The following is a 19,290-nucleotide window of genomic DNA, read 5'->3' as shown; positions in this document are numbered from 1 at the left end:
TACTCGTCGCTGGTGGCTGAGCCCGAGCCGTCGTGAACTCTAACACGGTGCCGATCACGCCCCGCCGGCCCGCCGATCATGTTCGGAGCCGATCGGATTGAGGCCACGAGCCAGCGGGCGATGCGAGCGAACGGTGTTGCCCTGTAGGGTCTGGAACTCGTGGTGGAAAGTAGCGTCCCAGCCCCTCGGGACGTGTACAAATGGGGCATCATTACCGCGCTCGGGGTGATCGCGGGATATGTTGCGGTACTGCTGGCCAACGTCCGGCATTTCTACACCGACGACACGGAATCGCAATACGCCCCGCTATGGGTGATGCTCGGGCGGCAGTTGCGCGACGGGCGGCTTCCCGCGCTGGTCCCCGAGCATTGGATGGCGGGCAATTACGCGATCGAAGAGGCGGGTCTGCTCAACCCGCCGCAGCTGCTGATCGATCTGATCGCGCCCTCGGTCGACAACCTCGCGCTATATACCACCGTGGTCAAGGTGATCTTCGCGATCATCCTCGGCCTCGGCGTGTACCGGATCTGTCTCGTCTATGGGGCGAAGCCGGCGTGGGCGGCGGTCGCCGGCGTCTCGATTCCGTTCACCGGGTGGCTGCTGTTCTTCGACGAGGCCAGTTGGTTCACCGCGTTCACCGGCACCGCGTGGATGGTGCACGCCTGGGCCTCCGGTGTGCGGTACGCGCGTGGTCGCAGCGGTCCGATTCCGACCTTTGTCTTTCTGTACCTGGCCATTTCGGTGCAGTACATCTTCCCGGCCGTCGAGGCCGGGCTGATGATCGGCGCGGTGGCCGTCGGCGAGCTCGTCTATCAGAAGAAGTGGCAGCCCGCGCTGCGGCTGCTGACGGTGGCCGGTTTCGCGGCGCTCGCCGGGCTCGCGACCTATCTGCCGAGCATGCTCTCGGCGAAGGTGACCTGGCGCGGGACCTCCCAGATCAATAACGACCAGTTCCTGACGGTGCCGTGGTCGGAGTCGCTGAACGCCAGCCTGCCGACCACCATGCCCGCCTACAGTTCCTGGTGGGGCTACATCCAACCGTTGCCGGTGGTGTACATCGCCTGGTTCCTGATTCCGGCGCTGGCATTCGTCGATTGGGGTAAGGCGCGAGCGAGCGCGCGCGAGCTGACCGCGCCCGCGCTCGTCGCGATCATGGCGCTGATGTGGACCGCCGGACCCGGCACCATCGGCCCGCTGCGCTGGCCCGCCCGAGTACTGCCGATGCTGGCGCTCGGACTGCTGGTGCTGGTGTGTGTGCTGCTCGGGCGTTACGCCACCTTCGCGGACTGGCGTCGGCGCGGTATCGCCGGTGCGCTGCTGATCGGGCTGCTGCTCGCGCGGACCTTCTCCGCGGATCCGCACCGCATCGGCTGGCATCTGGTCTCCGCCGCCGCCGTCGCGGCGCTCGGAGCCGCTGTCGTGTGGCTCGGCCGCAACCGGGGGACGGCCGCGGCCTGCGCGCTGGCCATCGTCGCGGTATTCCCGATCGCGTTTCTCCAGGTGAATATGGTGCAGCCGACACCGATGAGCTGGAACCTGCCGGAGAACCGCCCCGAGATGAAGGCCGCCTTCCCCAAATTTCCCGGCACCACACTGCAACTCGCCGATCGCGGGCTGATCCAGCCCAACGAGCGCACACTGCAGGGCGCATACGGATCGCTGGTATTCGGTAACTACGCCAAGGACCTGGAGAAGACCTACGTCAGCGGCTACACCCCGAACGGGCACTACTGGTTCGGCGACATGCTCTGCATGCGCTGGGATACCAGCGTCTGCCCGGATGCCTATCGCCGAGCGTTCGCGACCGAACCGACCACCGGTCGGACCATCGTCGATCTGATGAAGGTCGACCGGGTGGTGCTGCAGCGTGCGCTGTACCCGGACGCGCGCAACCAGCCCGCGCCGCCCGGCTGGAAGTGGGTCGACTACCCGGGCCATGAGCGCTACATCTCGGTGCTCGAGCGCGAGAGCGGGCTGGTCTCCACACAGAACGGTCGGGTCGCCGACGCGACGGGCGTGACCGCCACCTCGGTCTCGGAATCCGATATGACCAGCCGGGTGCGGGTGAATTCGGAGAACGGCGGGCAGATCGTCTTCGCGCGGCTCGGCTGGCCGGGCTACCGGGTGACGCTGGACGGTAAAGATATTCCGTTCCGGGTGGTCGCGAAAATCTTTGTGACCGTTGATGTTCCGGCCGGGACCAAGAATGGCGACCTGGCGTTGAGTTGGCGTCCGCCGGGCTGGAAGATCGGTGGCGCGACCGCGGTGCTCGGCCTGGCCGGATTGGGTGTGCTGCAGTGGCTGTATCTGCGGAGCCGGCGGCGTGGTGACCAGCCCGCCGATATCGGGACCGCGGATACGGCGGCGGCGGAACCGACTGCGCTCCAACCCGATCTGGCGGATGCGATCCGGTGACCACGGGTGCGGCGAATTCGGTGAATGCGGGCGCGGAAGATCCGGTGAGTTCGGACGCCGGTCAGGCGGTCGTGCCGAGGGCCGACGAGGTCGAGGACCCGGGGCCGCTGCTGCGCATCGTCAAGCGGCAGGAGATCGCATTCGCCGCCGTCGGTGTCCTGAACACCGCCCTGGGGATGGGGCTGACCGTCATGTGGTTGGCGATCCTCGGCACGAGCGTGCCGCCCGCCGTCGCAGTGGTCTTGGCCTACGCCATCAGCATTCTGATCGCGTTCGTATTGCACCGGACATTGGTATTCCGGGTGCGGGGCCACCTGCTCCGCGATTTCCTCCGGTTCGTCGGCGTGAATTCCGGTGGCCTGCTGATGAATATGGCGTTGCTGTCGCTGGCCGTCTCGGTGCTGCATCTGCCGAGTAAGCCGTCGGCGGTGGTGGTGATGGGACTGGTCGCGATCGCCAGCTACTTCGGTCATCGCTACATCTCGTTCCGCCGGGAGCCGGTGCCGTCATCCGGCGGTTCCGATGCGGAGCAGTTCTAGCCGCCGGGTAAGTTATCGATCATGCCGGAGGAAACCGCCTTGGACGCCACATTGTTGAGCCTGCTCGCCTGCCCGCAGGACAAGGGTCCGCTGCTGTTGGTCCGCGATGACAAGGGCGCCACCGCGCTCTACAACCCGCGCCTGCGCCGCGCCTACCCGATCGAGAACGGCATCCCGGTGCTGCTGATCGATGAGGCCCGCGATGTCACCGACGCCGAGCACACCGCGTTCACCAGTCAGCACGCCGACGCCTGAGTAGGGATGCGCCCGGTGGCGCACCATCGCTGGTGCCACCGGGTGCGACCTATGCCCTGCTGGTCCTCGCTGATCATGGTGCGGCGGTATCGATTTCACCGGTGAGATAGCGCTGAAGGGTAGGGCCGACAGCGGCGACGAGATCAGGCATCGGCATCGAGGCCAAGGGCTCCACCTCGAGAATCTTGCGCGCGACCAGCACGCCGATCATCTGCGTGGCGACCAACGCGACCCGGGCTCGGCCGTCATCGTCCGGTGTCGCGATCCGCGCCCGGACCCGCTCGAGGATGACGTCCAGGATAAACGTCCTGGCCAGCGAGCTATCACCGCCCGCGAGGATGCTGCGCACCACCGCGACGACCCCGGGGCCGGCGGGGGAGTCCCATACCGCGACCACCGAGCCGATGATGGTCTCACCGAGCTCGTCCAGCGGTGCGGCCTCGATCCGGCGCAGCGTGGCCTCGGGATCGACCGGCAGATCCACGACCGCGGCAAATAGCTGCTGTTTGGTCCCGAAGTAGTGGTGGACCAATGCCGGATCGACCCCGGCGTCGGCGGCGACGGCACGGATCGAGGTCTTGTCGAAACCGCCCTCGGCGAAGCGGGTGCGGGCGGCGGACAAGATCGCCTCGCGGGCGCCGGATTGCCCCGGCCGACGTCCGGAGCGGGCGCCACGATCGCCGTTGGTCGCCTCGGTCGTCACGCGGTCCGCCGCCGTAGGGTGGCGGCGCCGAGGCACAGGGCGACAATGGCGAATCCGGCGACGACCAACAGATCCCAGAACATCCGTCCGGTGACGTTCGGATATGTCGAAACCTGTTGCAGCGCATCGACCGCGTAACTCAACGGCATCACATTGCTGATTGCCTCCAGCCAGCCCGGCAGCTGCCCGCGCGGAACGAGTAAGCCGCACAGGAAGATCTGCGGTGCGACCACTACCGGCATGAACTGCACGGCCTGGAATTCGGTGCGCGCGAAGGCACTTGCCAATAGACCGAGCGCCACCCCGCAGATCGCGTCGACCATCGCGATCACCACCACCCAGGCCGGACTGCCCGCCGAATCGAGACCGAGCAGACCGAAGGAGACCAGACAGGCGACCGCTGCTTGTGCGGCCGCGGCCACCGAGAAGGCGGTGCCGTAACCGGCGAGCAGATCGAGCTTGGACAGCGGTGTGGTGAGCAGCCGCTCCAATGTGCCCGAGGTGCGTTCACGCTGCATGGCGATTGCGGTGATCAGGAACATCACGATGAACGGCAGGATGCCGAGCATGCTCATGCCGACCCGGTCGAAGATCGGCACCGGGTTCAACGGGTTGGGCGGGGTGTCTTTGTAGATGAAGTACAGCAGCGTCATCAGCACGGCCGGAACCACGAGAATCATTGCGACGGTGCGGTGGTCGTTGCGCAGCTGGCGCAGGATGCGTCCGGTCGTCGCGATGTACGGGCGCAGCGTCGGCGTGCGGCGGTTGGGTACGAGGGTGATAGTCATGCCGCACGTCCCATCGTGATCAGGGTGAGGAAGGCTTGTTCGAGGTTCTGTTCACCGGTTTCGGTGCGCAGTTCGTCCGGGCTCAATTGGGCGAGGAGGTCGCCCTCACGCAGCAACAGCAGTTTGTCGCAGTGCTCGGCCTCGTCCATTACATGGCTCGAGACCAGCAGCGTTGTCCCGTTCGCGGCCAATTCGTGGAACTGCTTCCACAGGTCGACGCGCAGCACCGGATCCAGGCCGACCGTCGGTTCGTCCAGGATCAGTACCTCGGGCTGCGCGACCAATGCGCAGGCCAGCGACGCGCGGGTCTCCTGGCCGCCGGAGAGTTCGTCGCCACGCTGGCGGGCGTGGTCGAGTAGTCCGACCGCGGCGATGGCCGTGTCGATGTCGTCGCGATCGCGGCCGTAGAGGGCGGCGTAGTAGGCGACATTCTCCCGCACGCTGATGTCGCGGTAGATGCTCGGTGCCTGCGTTACGTAACCGATCCGGTGTCGCAGTTCCGCCGCGCCCGCCGGTAGTCCGAGCGCGAAGATCTCGCCGGACGACACGATCTGGGTGCCGACGATGCTGCGCATGAGCGTGGTCTTACCGCATCCGGACGGTCCGAGCAGTCCGGTGATGGAGCCGCGCGGGATGGTCAGCGAAATATCGTGCAGAACCTCGCGGCCACCGCGGCGCACGGTGAGGTTGCGTACCTCTACGGCGGGAGATGAGTGCAGGTCCGTCATGGGACGCCTCAATTCATCGAGTGTTGAATTCACTGTGTGATGAATTTACCGCGCTGAGGTCGCGACGACAAGAGTTGACGGCGCTGGCCCGGCCTGTCGCCAGCTTTTCCAGGTGTCGGCCAGCTAGTGGTGGCCTTCGTGATGTGCCGGAGTTCCGGCCGACTGTCCCGGTTCGACCACGGCAAACTGGCCCATCATGCCCTGGTCCTCATGCCACAGCAGATGGCAGTGATACATGTACGGCGAGTTCGGATCGGCGGGCCCGTCGAACCGCATGGCGATCTTCGCCCTGGCATCGGGCGGCAGGAAGATGGTGTCCTTCGGTCCGGTCAACGCATCCGGCGGCGGCGCGCCGTTCAGTTCGAGGACCCGGAACTGCACGTCATGGATGTGGAAGTTGTGTGGCATCCCGTCGTTGTTGTGCACCACCCAGGTCTCGGCCGTACCCCGGATGACGCTGAAATCGATGCGATCCATTGCCATCGGCCGGCCGTTGATTCCGCTCAACTGCAGTTCGAAGTCGCGCGCGGTCACCGAGTCGGAACCGTCGGGAGTCGACGGATGTGCCAATGCCACCGGCAGGTCGGGCGATGGTCGCAGTGTCGATGCCGCGCGCAACTCCAGAATGTCGAAGCTGTCGTCACCGCCCGCGAATCGCTGCGTCCAGAAGTCCAGTCCCGCATCGAGTTTCGTGCTGCGCAGCACCGTCCGCTCACCAGGTCGCACCCGGACCACGATCTCGGCGCGCTCGCCCGGCGACAACCGCGCCCGGTCCAGTGCGACCGGGCGTTCCAGCAGGCCGCCGTCGGTGGCGACCAGGGAGAACCGGCGATCGTCGGCGAAGCCGAAGGTGTAGACCCGCGCGGTCGACGCATTCAGCAACCGCAACCGCACGAGTTCGTCGCTGACATGCCGATACGGCGTCAGGGTGCCGTTCACCATGGTCCGATCGCCGAGGAAGCCGACGTCGCGGAACATGCCATGGGACGAATCGAGCTGGTTCCCACGGAATTTCACGTCCTGCACAAGGACGGGCAGATCGTCGACGCCATAGTTCTTCGGCAGCGAAAGTCCTTCGGACACCTCGTCATCCAGCAGGAACATGCCCGCGAGCCCACGCCGGACATGCTGTTCGGTCGCGCCGTGCGGATGTGGGTGGTACCAGAGCGTCGCGGCGGGCTGATCCACGGTCCACCGCGGTGTCCACGTGCCACCGGCCTGCACCATCTGGTGCGGTCCGCCATCCATCGCGGCCGGCAGATGCATACCGTGCCAGTGCACGGTCGATGGCTCCGAAAGACTGTTCCTGACTTCGACTTCCACCCGTTCACCACGCCGGGCCCGTAATGTCGGCCCGAGATAGTCGCCGTTGAACCCCCATGTCTCGGTGGCCTGTCCGGGGCGGAATTCCCTTCGCCCCGCACGCATATCGAGTTCGAAAACGCGGGTGCCATCCGCTGCGATCCGGGACTGGGCCAGCGGCGGAATCGCGAGTTCATTGCTGAAATCGCTACTGCCGACAGTGGATACGGCCGCGTCGCTGTACACCCACGTGACGCAGCCGCCGACCGAGAGCAGCAATACCGTCGCGAACGCCGCGACAATCAGGAGCAACCGCCGCAACCAGCGCGGCCGGGAAACCGAAGACATGCGACGACGGTAGGGATCGGCGGTACCCGGCCACATCCGGGAGCGTCCCCATATCGCCCCTGATTCCGGCCGATCAGTCGTCGGTGAGTTCGGCGGTAGCTTCGTGCCCGGCCGCGGCGGTGCGCCGCAGGAAAACCGCGACCAGATCCAGTTCGGCCTCGGAGTCGCGATCGCACAGATCGTCCATGCGGTTGTTCATGCCGGAGAGCATGCGGTACAGCTCCGGGTGGCGCGGACGGTGACGGCGCGGCGGTCGGTGGCCTCTGCGGCTTGCCGAGGAGGACCGGTTCGCGCGCAAGATCGTCAGCGTGGTCACCACGACCGATAACCCGAGCCTGTTCCAGTTGATCCGCACGAAGGCACTCGGAAAGCATTGATCCATTCGGATGTTCCAGCTGGTAGAGGCCAGATTTCGGCGCCATCAACGGTGCGTGACCCGCATCACACTGCGTGACTGTCACGTCCATTGGGGGTGGTTTGTCCGATGGTCGTCACCAACCAAGAAACCTGCCCCGGTGACATCGACCATGGGAGCAAGCCATGACCACCACGCATCGGATCGTCATACTCGGCGCGGGCTACACCGGCATGATGGCCGCCGTCCGGCTGGCCCGGCGGACCCGCAAACTCGATGTGAAGATCACCCTCGTCAACCCGTCGTCGCGCTTCACCGAGCGGCTGCGCATGCACCAGATCGCCGCGGGCCAGGAACTGGCCGACAATCAGATTCCGGAGATCCTGGCGGGTTCGGGCGTCGAATTCGTCCAGGGCTGGGCGAGTTCCATCGATCCCGAGGCGCAGCGGGTCTACCTCGACGGCACCGCCACACTGCACTACGACGAACTCATCTACGCCCTGGGCAGCAACACCGACACCAGCATTGTGCCCGGCGCCGCCGATCACGCCTGGACCCTGAACGATCCGCGCACCGCGCACCGCTGCTCCGAACACCTCGCGCTGATCGCGGCCAACGGCGGCACCGTCGCGGTCTGCGGCGGCGGTCTGACCGGCATCGAGGCGGCGGCCGAAATCGCCGAAAGCTACCCGGACGCGAAGGTCACGCTGATCAGCAGCAGCGAACCGGGCGCGATGATGGGTGCTGAGGCCCGCGCCTATTTGAACAAGGCGCTCGACCGGCTCGGTGTCGCCCGCGAAGTCGGCCAAGCGGTCACCAAGGTAATGCCCGACGCGGTCGAACTCGCCGATGGCGAACTGATCTCGGCCGATCTGACCCTGTGGACCACGGGCGTCCGCGTCTCACCACTGGCCGCGCGGGCTGGTATCGAAACCGACGCGCGCGGGCTGATCGTTGTCGACTCGACCCTGCGCTCGGTCTCGCACCCCAATATCCACGCCATCGGCGATGCCGCCGCCGTGCGCCAGGCCTGGGGCCAGATCCACGGCACCTGTCAGTCCGGCATGCCGACCGCCGCCTACACCGCCGACACCATCGCGCGGCAGCTGAAAGGTAAGACGGTCAAGCCGTTCCGGTTCGGCTACTTCCACCAGCCGGTCAGCCTCGGGCGCAAGGACGCGGTCATCCAGTTCACCAAGGCCGACGACACCCCGGCCCGGTTCTACCTCACCGGACGCGCCGCGGTGCTGTACAAGGAGAGCGTGAGCAGCAGCCCGGTACCCAGCTTCAAGCTCAGCAAGAAGGTGACGGTCTCGGTCCAGCTGTCCAAGGGTGGCAAGGCGACTCGTGTCGCCGCATGACGCGAACAGATCCTGCCGCCTGCCGCCGAAATCGTCGGCGGGCGGTAAGTTTTTGACTTGACCAGTGATTTCGGGAGGCGAACGAGCCCAATGGTTGACGCTACGCCCGCACAGGATCCCTTCATCGAACACCGGCGGCTGCTGTTTTCCACCGCCTACCGGATGCTGGGCACCGTCACCGATGCCGAGGACATCCTCCAGGACACCTGGCTGAAGTGGAACGAAACCGATCAGTCGACAGTCCGGCATCCCAAGTCGTATCTCGTTCGCACGGTCACCAACCTCTCATTGAACCGACTCACTTCCGCCAAGGCCAAGCGCGAAACCTATGTCGGCCCGTGGCTTCCCGAACCCTTGTTGACATCACCGAATATCGCCGAGGAGACCGAGTTGGCCGACACCGTCTCCACCGCGATGCTGGTGGTGCTGGAAACCCTGAATCCCGTGGAGCGCGCGGTCTTCCTGCTGCGCGAGGTCTTCGGCTACAGCCACGCCGAAATCGCCGACACCCTCGACAAACCCGAGGCCACCGTCCGCCAGATCGCGCACCGGGCCCGCTCGCACGTGCAATCGCGCCGCCCGCGTTTCGATACCGATAAGGCCGAGCGCGCGCACATCACCGAACAGTTCATGTCGGCCTGCGCCGGTGGCGATCTCAACGCCCTGATGGGTCTGCTCGCCCCCGACGTGACCTCGTGGTCCGACGGCGGCGGTGTGGTCACCGCGGCCCGGCGCCCGCTGTTCGGTCCGGACCATGTGGCCCGCTGGGTCCTCGGCGTACTGGCCAAACCGACGGTCGCCGGCGTCGTGCTCGAATCCGCGCACATCAATGGCGAACTGGGTGCGCTGGCGCTCATCGACGGAAACCCGGTGGCGGCGTTCACCTACGACATCATCGATGGCCACATCCACAACCTGCGTTTCCAGGTGAACCCGAGCAAGCTCAAGGGGCTGTACATGGGTACGGATGTGCTCGGCTGATATTGCCTGAACGGTCGACCGGCTCGCCTCGGCAAACCCGCGCGCACTCGGCGCGCCGCACTCGCCGCACCGTTCTACGCTCTTGCCGTGAACAGCCAGACCACGCCAACGGCCGTGGACGGAGGACAGGTCCGGGTTTCCACCCTGGAGCTCTTCTTCGACCTCGTCTTCGTCTTCACCATCACCCAGTTGACCCATGTCTTCACCCACCATCCGGGCTGGGGGGCGTTGGCGCAGGTGGTGGTCTTGTTCGGGGTCATCTGGTGGATGTACAGCGGATTTGTCTGGCTCACCAACGAAGTGGCGCCGAACAGTTCGCAGCGCCGCACCCTGCTGTTGATCGGCATGTTCGGATTCTTCGTCCTGGCGCTGGCCATCCCGGACGCCTTCCACGGCACCGGTCTGGCATTCGGTCTCGGCTACGTCCTGGTCAACACCGTGCACACCGCGCTGTTCTGGGTCAGCGGCGGCCCGTCGGCGACGCAGGCGATCAAACGCATCGCGCCGTTGAACGCGCTTGCGGCGGTGCTCGTACTGACGGGCGGTTTCGTGCACGGATGGTGGCAGTACCTGTGCTGGACCGCGGCGCTCGCGGTGCAGGTGCTCAGCCCCTACCTGGTCGACACCCGCGATTTCGTGGTGCGGGCCAGCCATTTCTGCGAGCGGAACGGGTTGGTGATCATCGTCGCCATCGGCGAGTCGGTGGTCGCGATCGGCGTCGGTCTGGCGGGGGAGAAGCTGACCGTGCCGTTGATCGCCACCGTCGCGCTCGGCCTCTGCCTGGCCTATGTGCTGTGGTGGGCGTACTTCGGTATCGATGACGACCGCGGCGAGCAGGCGCTGGCTGCCGTCCCGGACCGGGAACGTTCACGTCCTGCGGTGCTCGCCTACGGCTACTCGCTCTATCCGCTGCTGATCGGCATCACTGTCACTGCGGCTGGCATCAATATGACCATCGCGCACGGCAACGAATCCGCGTCCATCGGCGCTGCCTCGGCACTCTCCGGTGGTGTCGCCCTGTATTTCTTCGGCCAATTCTGTTTCCGGCTCGCACTCGGTCTGCCGCGTCCGTGGTCGCGGCTCATCGCCGCCGCCGCGGTGGCGGCAACCATCCCGATCGGTATCGCGTCGGTGGCTTGGTTACAGCTCGCGGTGCTGGTCGCGGTCGGTTACGCCGCGGTGATCATCGACGACCTCATCACCCTGCGCTCCGGCCAGCACAGCCGCTACGTTTGACGTCGGGAACAATGGTGAGTCGTGCGTAGTGAGGAACTCGCGGTCGAACCGCCCGCCGCGGCCCGACGACTGCTGGGCTCGACGATGTGGGCCGGACCGGTGGGTGTGCGGATCGTCGAGGTCGAGGCATACGGCGGCGACCCGGCCGGACCGTGGCCGGATCCGGCATCGCATTCCGGTCGCGGGCGGACCAAGCGCAATGCGGTGATGTTCGGGCCTGCCGGGGTGCTGTACGTCTATCTCAGCTACGGAATGCACATGTGCGTGAATGTGACCAGTGGACCGGACGGCACGGCGAGCGCGGTGCTCATCCGGTCGGGCGAGGTGGTCGCGGGCCTGGAGACGGTACGGGCGCGGCGGCCCGCGGCCCGGACGGACGCCGATTTGGCAAGGGGCCCAGGCAATCTCGGCAGCGCTCTGGGAATCACGCTGAGTGACTACGGAACTCCGCTATTCGATCCGGCGTCGCCGATCCAGCTGGAACTCAACGGTGCGATCGACTCCGCCGAGATCGCCAGCGGGCCGCGTGTCGGGGTCAGCAGTGCGGCGGATGTGCCGTGGCGATTCTGGCTCGCATCGCCCGCTGTCTCGGTCTACCGGCGTAGCCCACGCGCACCGATCAAAGCGATATAACGCCTGGTGGCAGCGATTTTCTGGGCGAACGATGAGTTTTTGCCGCGATGTCCGTCCTATCTGTTGAACGCGCTCCACCCGGCGCGACCGACCCGAAGGAAAGACATCATGACCGCCATCGCCGCCGCCGCACCGCTCACCACCGCCGCCCACCGCCCCGGCAAGAAGATGAATACCGCGCTCTGGACCGTGCAGATCCTGCTGGCGCTGTTCTTCGTGGTCGCCTCCGCCGCCCCGAAGCTGCTCGGCGCGCACGCGGCGGTCGAATCCTTCGACACCATCGGCTGGGGACAGTGGTTCCGCTACTTCACCGGCGTCGTCGAACTCTCCGGCGGCATCGGCCTGCTGATGCCCCGCCTGACCGCCCCCGCGGCCGTCGGCCTGACCATCACCATGGTGTGCGCGGCGCTGACCCAGATGTTCCTGCTCGGTGCGCCCGCCCTGGCACCTTTCCCGCTGGTGTTGGGCGTGGTGTTCGTCTGGATCGCCTGGCAGCGTCGCGACAGCATCATCGCGGTGCGGGAGTTGCTGTCTCGCTGAACATCTGAACAACGCACACGATCGGCAGACCTCGGTCCGCCGATCGTTGTCGTATTCCGGGCCGACGCCCGCTTCACCCAGATCCTCAGCGATGGGCTCGCCGCCACTGAGTAGCCCCGGAATATCGTTCGACCTGCGCGGCAGCGCGCGGCGAGACCCGAGGGGCATGCCGGTCGCGGGGACCGGTGCGGAAAGATAGGTCAGCGTGAGCGAACGAAGTGAGCGAACCATGTGCCAGCGCGCCTCGCGCACGCCGAAGCCGAGCGCCAGCGAGGCGCAGGCGTGAGCGGCGACATCATTGACGAACTGACCTGGCGCGGACTGATCGCGCAGTCCACCGACCTGGACGCCCTGCGCGCGGCAGCGGCCGCAGGCCCGCTGGCGCTCTATGCAGGTTTCGACCCCACCGCGGCGAGTTTGCACGCCGGACACCTGGTCCCGCTGCTCGCGCTGCGCCGGTTCCAGCGTGCGGGTCACCGCCCGATCGTGCTGGCCGGCGGCGCCACCGGCCTCATCGGCGACCCACGTGATGTCGGCGAGCGCACCATGAACTCGACCGACACCGTCGCTGAGTGGGCCGGCCGGATCCGCTCCCAGTTGGAGCGCTTCGTCGACCTCGACGATTCACCCACCGGCGCGATCATCGCCAACAACATGGACTGGACCGGCCAGCTGTCGACCATCGACTTCCTGCGCGATATCGGCAAGCACTTCTCGGTCAATGTCATGCTGTCCCGCGACACCATCAAGCGCCGCCTCGATGGCGAGGGCATCTCCTACACCGAGTTCAGCTACATGCTGTTGCAGGCCAACGACTACCTGCAGCTGCGCCGCAAGTACGGCTGCGCGCTGCAGGTCGGCGGCTCGGATCAGTGGGGCAACATCATCGCGGGTGTCGAGCTGAACCGCCGCGTGGACGGCGCGTCGGTCCATGCGCTGACCCTTCCGCTGGTCACATCGGCCGATGGCAAGAAGTTTGGCAAATCGACCGGCGGCGGCAGCCTGTGGCTCGACCCGGAGATGACCAGCCCCTACGCCTGGTACCAGTACTTCGTGAATACGGCCGACGCCGATGTTGCGCGCTACCTGCGCTGGTTCACCTTCCTGTCCCGCGAAGAGTTGACCGAGCTGGAACTGGCCACCGTCGAGCGCCCGCATGCGCGGGAAGCGCAGCGCAAGTTGGCCGAGGAGATGACGAACCTCGTGCACGGCGAGGCGAACACCCGCGCCGTGCAGTTGGCGAGTCAGGCGTTGTTCGGTCGCGCGGATCTGCGTGAACTGGATGAAGCGACGCTGGCAGCGGCGCTGCGGGAAGCCGCCGTCGACGGCACGCTCGCCGAGGTCGGACCGGGAGCGCACAGCACCATCGTCGACCTGCTGGTGGCGACGGGTCTGTCGGAAAGCCGTGGTGCGGCACGGCGCGCGGTGAACGAGGGCGGGGCGTCGGTGAACAACGAGCGGATCTCCGACCTCGAATGGACCCCCGCCGATGCCGACTACCTGCACGGTCGATGGCTGGTGCTGCGCCGGGGCAAGCGGAACTTCGCCGGCGTACTGCGGGCGGGCGCATAAAGATCACGTGGCTCGGGTCACATTCGAGTGGCCCGAGCCTGCTTTTCGGGGGGTTGGATGGCCTCTGACCTGCGAAATGACATGCGTGTAGTGCGGATTTGACTCGGCGTTCCCCGCCGCGTAACTTTATCCAAGTCAGAGCGACACGGACACCGACCCGGAGCCGAAAGGCCTGGGAAACGAGGTAGTACGAGGAGCGCCTGACGGTCAGCAAGACCGGATCGGACGAGTGGCTTGACTCTGCTCGAACGATTGGCTAGGCTGGAAAAGTTGCCTCAGCAAGCCCCCCGAGAGAATCTGGGGTCGAACTGCGTGCGTGTGTTCTTTGAGAACTCAATAGTGTGTCGATGAATGTCAGTGCCAATTTTTTATTGGTTCCGGCTCCTCAAACCCCCGTTTGGGTGGGTCGGACATTTAGTCAGCAAATACTTTTGTTGGCGTTTTGTTTTGCCAAGGTTTTCGGACTCTGGTTAATTCTTCTGATTCGCCCTTTTGGGGTTGTTTCAAGAGTCTTCAACGGAGAGTTTGATCCTGGCTCAGGACGAACGCTGGCGGCGTGCTTAACACATGCAAGTCGAGCGGTAAGGCCCTTCGGGGTACACGAGCGGCGAACGGGTGAGTAACACGTGGGTGATCTGCCCTGCACTTCGGGATAAGCCTGGGAAACTGGGTCTAATACCGGATATGACCATGGGATGCATGTCTTGTGGTGGAAAGATTTATCGGTGCAGGATGGGCCCGCGGCCTATCAGCTTGTTGGTGGGGTAATGGCCTACCAAGGCGACGACGGGTAGCCGACCTGAGAGGGTGACCGGCCACACTGGGACTGAGACACGGCCCAGACTCCTACGGGAGGCAGCAGTGGGGAATATTGCACAATGGGCGGAAGCCTGATGCAGCGACGCCGCGTGAGGGATGACGGCCTTCGGGTTGTAAACCTCTTTCGACAGGGACGAAGCGTGAGTGACGGTACCTGTAGAAGAAGCACCGGCCAACTACGTGCCAGCAGCCGCGGTAATACGTAGGGTGCGAGCGTTGTCCGGAATTACTGGGCGTAAAGAGCTTGTAGGCGGTTCGTCGCGTCGATCGTGAAAACTTGCAGCTCAACTGCGAGCTTGCGGTCGATACGGGCGGACTAGAGTACTTCAGGGGAGACTGGAATTCCTGGTGTAGCGGTGAAATGCGCAGATATCAGGAGGAACACCGGTGGCGAAGGCGGGTCTCTGGGAAGTAACTGACGCTGAGAAGCGAAAGCGTGGGTAGCGAACAGGATTAGATACCCTGGTAGTCCACGCCGTAAACGGTGGGTACTAGGTGTGGGTTTCCTTCCACGGGATCCGTGCCGTAGCTAACGCATTAAGTACCCCGCCTGGGGAGTACGGCCGCAAGGCTAAAACTCAAAGGAATTGACGGGGGCCCGCACAAGCGGCGGAGCATGTGGATTAATTCGATGCAACGCGAAGAACCTTACCTGGGTTTGACATACACCGGAAACCTGCAGAGATGTAGGCCCCCTTGTGGTCGGTGTACAGGTGGTGCATGGCTGTCGTCAGCTCGTGTCGTGAGATGTTGGGTTAAGTCCCGCAACGAGCGCAACCCTTATCTTATGTTGCCAGCGCGTAATGGCGGGGACTCGTGAGAGACTGCCGGGGTCAACTCGGAGGAAGGTGGGGACGACGTCAAGTCATCATGCCCCTTATGTCCAGGGCTTCACACATGCTACAATGGCCGGTACAGAGGGCTGCGATACCGTGAGGTGGAGCGAATCCCTTAAAGCCGGTCTCAGTTCGGATCGGGGTCTGCAACTCGACCCCGTGAAGTTGGAGTCGCTAGTAATCGCAGATCAGCAACGCTGCGGTGAATACGTTCCCGGGCCTTGTACACACCGCCCGTCACGTCATGAAAGTCGGTAACACCCGAAGCCGGTGGCCTAACCCTTGTGGAGGGAGCCGTCGAAGGTGGGATTGGCGATTGGGACGAAGTCGTAACAAGGTAGCCGTACCGGAAGGTGCGGCTGGATCACCTCCTTTCTAAGGAGCACTTCTGCATCGCACCCCGAAGAGTCGGGGATGGTAAACGTTGATGCCAGAGACCGTTTAGTTCCCGTATGTGGGACTGCGGACGCTCATGGGTGGAACGCTGACAAGCTTTTCTCGCGTAACGATCCGTTTCATGGCGGGTTGGCGGGTGAATATATCGACACACTGTTGGGTCCTGAAAGAACAGGCGTTCTTTCCAGGCAAGATAACGATCCGATCGGGTTCTCGATCATACCGACTTCAGTTTTTGTGCTGGGGTGCTGGTGTCGGAATTGGATTCTTTCGGGTGTGTTGTTTGAGAACTGCACAGTGGACGCGAGCATCTTTGTTAGTAAGTGTTTAAGAGCGTACGGTGGATGCCTTGGCACCAGGAGCCGATGAAGGACGTAGGAGGCTGCGATAAGCCTCGGGGAGCTGTCAACCGAGCTGAGATCCGAGGATTTCCGAATGGGGAAACCCAGCACGAGTGATGTCGTGTTACCCGCATCTGAATATATAGGGTGTGTGGAGGGAACGTGGGGAAGTGAAACATCTCAGTACCCACAGGAAGAGAAAACAATAGTGATTCCGTGAGTAGTGGCGAGCGAAAGCGGATGAGGCTAAACCATGCACGTGTGATACCCGGCAGGGGTTGCGTGTGTGGGGTAGTGGGGTCATTCTTCTCAGATCTGCCGGTCTGAGCGACAGTCAGAAACCGTTGTGTTAGTTGAAGTGGTCTGGAACGGCCCGCCGTAGACGGTGATAGCCCGGTAAGTGAAAACTCAACGGCTGTTGTGGATGATGCCCGAGTAGCAGCGGGCCCGTGAAATCTGCTGTGAATCTGCCGGGACCACCCGGTAAGCCTGAATACTCCCTGGTGACCGATAGCGGACTAGTACCGTGAGGGAAAGGTGAAAAGTACCCCGGGAGGGGAGTGAAATAGTACCTGAAACCGTGCGCTTACAATCCGTCAGGGCCTGCGCAGTCTTTGGACTGGTGGGTGATGGCGTGCCTTTTGAAGAATGAGCCTGCGAGTTAGTGGCATGTGGCGAGGTTAACCCGTGTGGGGTAGCCGTAGCGAAAGCGAGTCCGAATAGGGCGTTTGAGTCGCATGTTCTAGACCCGAAGCGGAGTGATCTACCCATGGCCAGGGTGAAGCGACGGTAAGACGTCGTGGAGGCCCGAACCCACTTAGGTTGAAAACTGAGGGGATGAGCTGTGGGTAGGGGTGAAAGGCCAATCAAACTCCGTGATAGCTGGTTCTCCCCGAAATGCATTTAGGTGCAGCGTCACGTGTTTCACACCGGAGGTAGAGCTACTGGATGGTCTAGGGGGCCTACAAGCTTACCGAAATCAGCCAAACTCCGAATGCCGGTGTGTGAGAGCGTGGCAGTGAGACTGCGGGGGATAAGCTTCGTAGTCGAGAGGGAAACAGCCCAGATCGCCGGCTAAGGCCCCTAAGCGTGTACTAAGTGGAAAAGGATGTGGAGTCGCGAAGACAACCAGGAGGTTGGCTTAGAAGCAGCCACCCTTGAAAGAGTGCGTAATAGCTCACTGGTCAAGTGATTCTGCGCCGACAATGTAGCGGGGCTCAAGTACACCGCCGAAGCCGCGGCACTCGAACAATACATCCGCCTTGATCTACGGGTCGGGGTGCAGTGGTTCGGGTGGGTAGGGGAGCGTCCTACAGCCATGGAAGCAGCGGAGTGATCCAGTTGTGGAGGCTGTGGGAGTGAGAATGCAGGCATGAGTAGCGAAAGACGAGTGAGAAACTCGTCCGCCGAATGACCAAGGGTTCCTGGGCCAGGTTAATCCGCCCAGGGTGAGTCGGGACCTAAGGCGAGGCCGACAGGCGTAGTCGATGGACAACGGGTTGATATTCCCGTACCCGTGTATCCGCGCCCAATGGCGAATCAGTGGTGCTAAGTATCCAAAAGCGGACCTATCACCTTCGGGTGAAGAGAAGTGGCTGCATACGACCCTTGCTGTAGTAGTCAAGCGATGGGGTGACGCAGGAAGGTAGCTGGGCCAGTCAGTGGTTGTACTGGTGTAAGCCTGTAGGGCGTTGTGTAGGTAAATCCGCACAACATTAAGCCTGAGAGGTGATGCGTAGCCGATTGAGGTGAATTCAGTGATCCTATGCTGCCGAGAAAAGCCTCTAGTGAGTTGGTACACGGCCCGTACCCCAAACCGACACAGGTGGTCAGGTAGAGAATACTAAGGCGATCGAGAGAACTGTGGTTAAGGAACTCGGCAAAATGCCCCCGTAACTTCGGGAGAAGGGGGACCCGGTCTGGTGATGAGATTTACTCTCGGAGCTGGGTTGGGTCGCAGAGACCAGAGAGAAGCGACTGTTTACTAAAAACACAGGTCCGTGCGAAGTCGTAAGACGATGTATACGGACTGACGCCTGCCCGGTGCCGGAAGGTTAAGAGGACCGGTTAGCGCTTCGGCGCGAAGCTGAGAATTTAAGCCCCGGTAAACGGCGGTGGTAACTATAACCATCCTAAGGTAGCGAAATTCCTTGTCGGGTAAGTTCCGACCTGCACGAATGGCGTAACGACTTCTCTGCTGTCTCAACCACAGACTCGGCGAAATTGCATTACGAGTAAAGATGCTCGTTACGCGCGGCAGGACGAAAAGACCCCGGGACCTTCACTATAGCTTGGTATTGGTGTTCGGTACGGTTTGTGTAGGATAGGTGGGAGACTGTGAAGCATGCACGCCAGTGTGTGTGGAGTCATCGTTGAAATACCACTCTGATCGTATTGGACTTCTAACCTCGGACCATGATCTGGTTCAGGGACAGTGCCTGGTGGGTAGTTTAACTGGGGCGGTTGCCTCCTAAAATGTAACGGAGGCGCCCAAAGGTTCCCTCAGCCTGGTTGGCAATCAGGTGTCGAGTGCAAGTGCACAAGGGAGCTTGACTGTGAGAGTGACAGCTCGAGCAGGGACGAAAGTCGGGACTAGTGATCCGGCACCGGCAAGTGGAAGCGGTGTCGCTCAACGGATAAAAGGTACCCCGGGGATAACAGGCTGATCTTCCCCAAGAGTCCATATCGACGGGATGGTTTGGCACCTCGATGTCGGCTCGTCGCATCCTGGGGCTGGAGTAGGTCCCAAGGGTTGGGCTGTTCGCCCATTAAAGCGGCACGCGAGCTGGGTTTAGAACGTCGTGAGACAGTTCGGTCTCTATCCGCCGCGCGCGTCAGAAACTTGAGGAAGGCTGTCCCTAGTACGAGAGGACCGGGACGGACGAACCTCTGGTGTGCCAGTTGTCCTGCCAAGGGCACTGCTGGTTAGCTACGTTCGGAAGGGATAACCGCTGAAAGCATCTAAGCGGGAAGCCTGTTCCAAGATGAGGTTTCTCACCACTTCGAGTGGTTAAGGCCCCCCACAGACCATGGGGTTGATAGGCCAGAACTGGAAGCCCGGTAACGGGTGTAGGTGACTGGTACTAATCGGCCGAGGACTTACCAACAAAGAAGCTACGCGTCCACTGTGCGGTATCTGAAA

General features: G+C 63.3%; 14 protein-coding genes and 2 rRNA genes. 11 read left to right on the top strand and 5 right to left on the bottom strand.

Features of this window, described 5'->3' with window-relative positions; genetic code table 11:
* The first annotated feature begins 192 nt into the window (after window positions 1-192).
* The 3 genes from ACQP1G_RS30995 (at window position 193) to ACQP1G_RS30985 (ending at window position 3,209) form a co-directional block, all read left to right on the top strand.
* Window positions 193-2,415: a hypothetical protein gene (locus ACQP1G_RS30995; RefSeq protein ID WP_433193136.1), complete on the top strand. Its 2,223-nt coding sequence runs from the start codon at window positions 193-195 to the stop codon at window positions 2,413-2,415.
* Window positions 2,416-2,486: 71 nt separating this feature from the next.
* The gene (locus tag ACQP1G_RS30990; protein ID WP_433208967.1) at window positions 2,487-2,954 is read left to right on the top strand and encodes a GtrA family protein; all 468 of its coding nucleotides are present in this window, start codon (window positions 2,487-2,489) and stop codon (window positions 2,952-2,954) included.
* Between the two features lie 21 nt (window positions 2,955-2,975).
* On the top strand, window positions 2,976-3,209 hold the full coding sequence (locus ACQP1G_RS30985; RefSeq protein WP_354961354.1) for a Trm112 family protein: 234 nt from the start codon (window positions 2,976-2,978) through the stop codon (window positions 3,207-3,209).
* A gap of 73 nt (window positions 3,210-3,282) precedes the next feature.
* On the opposite strand, the gene ACQP1G_RS30980 is transcribed toward ACQP1G_RS30985, so the two are convergent.
* The 5 genes from ACQP1G_RS30980 to ACQP1G_RS30960 all read right to left on the bottom strand — a co-directional run bounded on the left by ACQP1G_RS30980 (window position 3,283) and on the right by ACQP1G_RS30960 (window position 7,460).
* Window positions 3,283-3,912: a TetR family transcriptional regulator gene (locus ACQP1G_RS30980; protein WP_433193135.1), complete on the bottom strand. Its 630-nt coding sequence runs from the start codon at window positions 3,910-3,912 to the stop codon at window positions 3,283-3,285.
* A complete protein-coding gene (locus ACQP1G_RS30975) occupies window positions 3,909-4,700 on the bottom strand; it encodes an ABC transporter permease (RefSeq protein WP_433193133.1) in 792 nt (263 codons plus the stop codon). The genes ACQP1G_RS30980 and ACQP1G_RS30975 overlap by 4 nt, the downstream gene beginning before the upstream one ends.
* Window positions 4,697-5,428, bottom strand: a complete 732-nt coding sequence (locus tag ACQP1G_RS30970) for an ABC transporter ATP-binding protein (RefSeq protein WP_433193132.1) — start codon at window positions 5,426-5,428, stop codon at window positions 4,697-4,699. The genes ACQP1G_RS30975 and ACQP1G_RS30970 overlap by 4 nt, the downstream gene beginning before the upstream one ends.
* A gap of 123 nt (window positions 5,429-5,551) precedes the next feature.
* Entirely contained in the window at window positions 5,552-7,078 is a 1,527-nt protein-coding gene (locus tag ACQP1G_RS30965) for a multicopper oxidase family protein (RefSeq protein WP_433193131.1), read from the bottom strand.
* A 73-nt stretch (window positions 7,079-7,151) separates the two neighbouring features.
* Complete coding sequence (locus ACQP1G_RS30960; RefSeq protein WP_433193130.1) at window positions 7,152-7,460, bottom strand: hypothetical protein; 309 nt, start codon at window positions 7,458-7,460, stop codon at window positions 7,152-7,154.
* Window positions 7,461-7,618: 158 nt separating this feature from the next.
* Here ACQP1G_RS30960 and ACQP1G_RS30955 point away from each other — a divergent pair, with 158 nt between their 5' ends.
* The 8 genes from ACQP1G_RS30955 to ACQP1G_RS30920 all read left to right on the top strand — a co-directional run bounded on the left by ACQP1G_RS30955 (window position 7,619) and on the right by ACQP1G_RS30920 (window position 19,255).
* A complete protein-coding gene (locus tag ACQP1G_RS30955; RefSeq protein WP_433193129.1) occupies window positions 7,619-8,794 on the top strand; it encodes an NAD(P)/FAD-dependent oxidoreductase in 1,176 nt (391 codons plus the stop codon).
* Between the two features lie 90 nt (window positions 8,795-8,884).
* Window positions 8,885-9,775, top strand: coding sequence for an RNA polymerase sigma-70 factor (locus ACQP1G_RS30950; protein ID WP_433193128.1), 891 nt, complete (start codon window positions 8,885-8,887; stop codon window positions 9,773-9,775).
* 87 nt (window positions 9,776-9,862) lie between these two features.
* Window positions 9,863-11,011 (top strand): low temperature requirement protein A, encoded by a 1,149-nt coding sequence (locus tag ACQP1G_RS30945; protein WP_433193127.1) that lies wholly within the window; start codon window positions 9,863-9,865, stop codon window positions 11,009-11,011.
* Window positions 11,012-11,032: 21 nt separating this feature from the next.
* On the top strand, window positions 11,033-11,644 hold the full coding sequence (locus ACQP1G_RS30940; RefSeq protein ID WP_433193126.1) for a DNA-3-methyladenine glycosylase: 612 nt from the start codon (window positions 11,033-11,035) through the stop codon (window positions 11,642-11,644).
* Window positions 11,645-11,752: 108 nt separating this feature from the next.
* A complete protein-coding gene (locus ACQP1G_RS30935) occupies window positions 11,753-12,184 on the top strand; it encodes a DoxX family protein (RefSeq protein ID WP_433193124.1) in 432 nt (143 codons plus the stop codon).
* 282 nt (window positions 12,185-12,466) lie between these two features.
* Window positions 12,467-13,756, top strand: a complete 1,290-nt coding sequence (tyrS, locus tag ACQP1G_RS30930) for a tyrosine--tRNA ligase (RefSeq protein WP_433193123.1) — start codon at window positions 12,467-12,469, stop codon at window positions 13,754-13,756.
* 513 nt (window positions 13,757-14,269) lie between these two features.
* A 16S ribosomal RNA gene (locus ACQP1G_RS30925) occupies window positions 14,270-15,786 on the top strand.
* A gap of 338 nt (window positions 15,787-16,124) precedes the next feature.
* Window positions 16,125-19,255: ribosomal RNA gene (locus ACQP1G_RS30920) — 23S ribosomal RNA — on the top strand.
* Together the 16S and 23S rRNA genes form the textbook arrangement of a ribosomal RNA operon.
* Window positions 19,256-19,290: the final 35 nt, after the last annotated feature.

The organism is Nocardia sp. CA-107356 (assembly GCF_050946365.1).
In the GTDB taxonomy this organism is placed as follows: domain Bacteria; phylum Actinomycetota; class Actinomycetes; order Mycobacteriales; family Mycobacteriaceae; genus Nocardia.
The sequence above is the reverse complement of the archived record's forward strand: the minus strand, read 5'-3'. Positions and strand labels throughout refer to the sequence as shown.

What these genes read in the sequence shown, in the direction of transcription:
- ACQP1G_RS30950 (WP_433193128.1), top strand. Translation starts at nt 8,885, where the DNA reads ATGGTTGACGCTACGCCCGCACAGGATCCCTTCATCGAACACCGGCGG.
- ACQP1G_RS30965 (WP_433193131.1), bottom strand. Translation starts at nt 7,078, where the DNA reads ATGTCTTCGGTTTCCCGGCCGCGCTGGTTGCGGCGGTTGCTCCTGATT.
- ACQP1G_RS30935 (WP_433193124.1), top strand. Translation starts at nt 11,753, where the DNA reads ATGACCGCCATCGCCGCCGCCGCACCGCTCACCACCGCCGCCCACCGC.
- ACQP1G_RS30960 (WP_433193130.1), bottom strand. Translation starts at nt 7,460, where the DNA reads ATGGATCAATGCTTTCCGAGTGCCTTCGTGCGGATCAACTGGAACAGG.
- ACQP1G_RS30985 (WP_354961354.1), top strand. Translation starts at nt 2,976, where the DNA reads ATGCCGGAGGAAACCGCCTTGGACGCCACATTGTTGAGCCTGCTCGCC.
- ACQP1G_RS30975 (WP_433193133.1), bottom strand. Translation starts at nt 4,700, where the DNA reads ATGACTATCACCCTCGTACCCAACCGCCGCACGCCGACGCTGCGCCCG.
- ACQP1G_RS30970 (WP_433193132.1), bottom strand. Translation starts at nt 5,428, where the DNA reads ATGACGGACCTGCACTCATCTCCCGCCGTAGAGGTACGCAACCTCACC.
- ACQP1G_RS30955 (WP_433193129.1), top strand. Translation starts at nt 7,619, where the DNA reads ATGACCACCACGCATCGGATCGTCATACTCGGCGCGGGCTACACCGGC.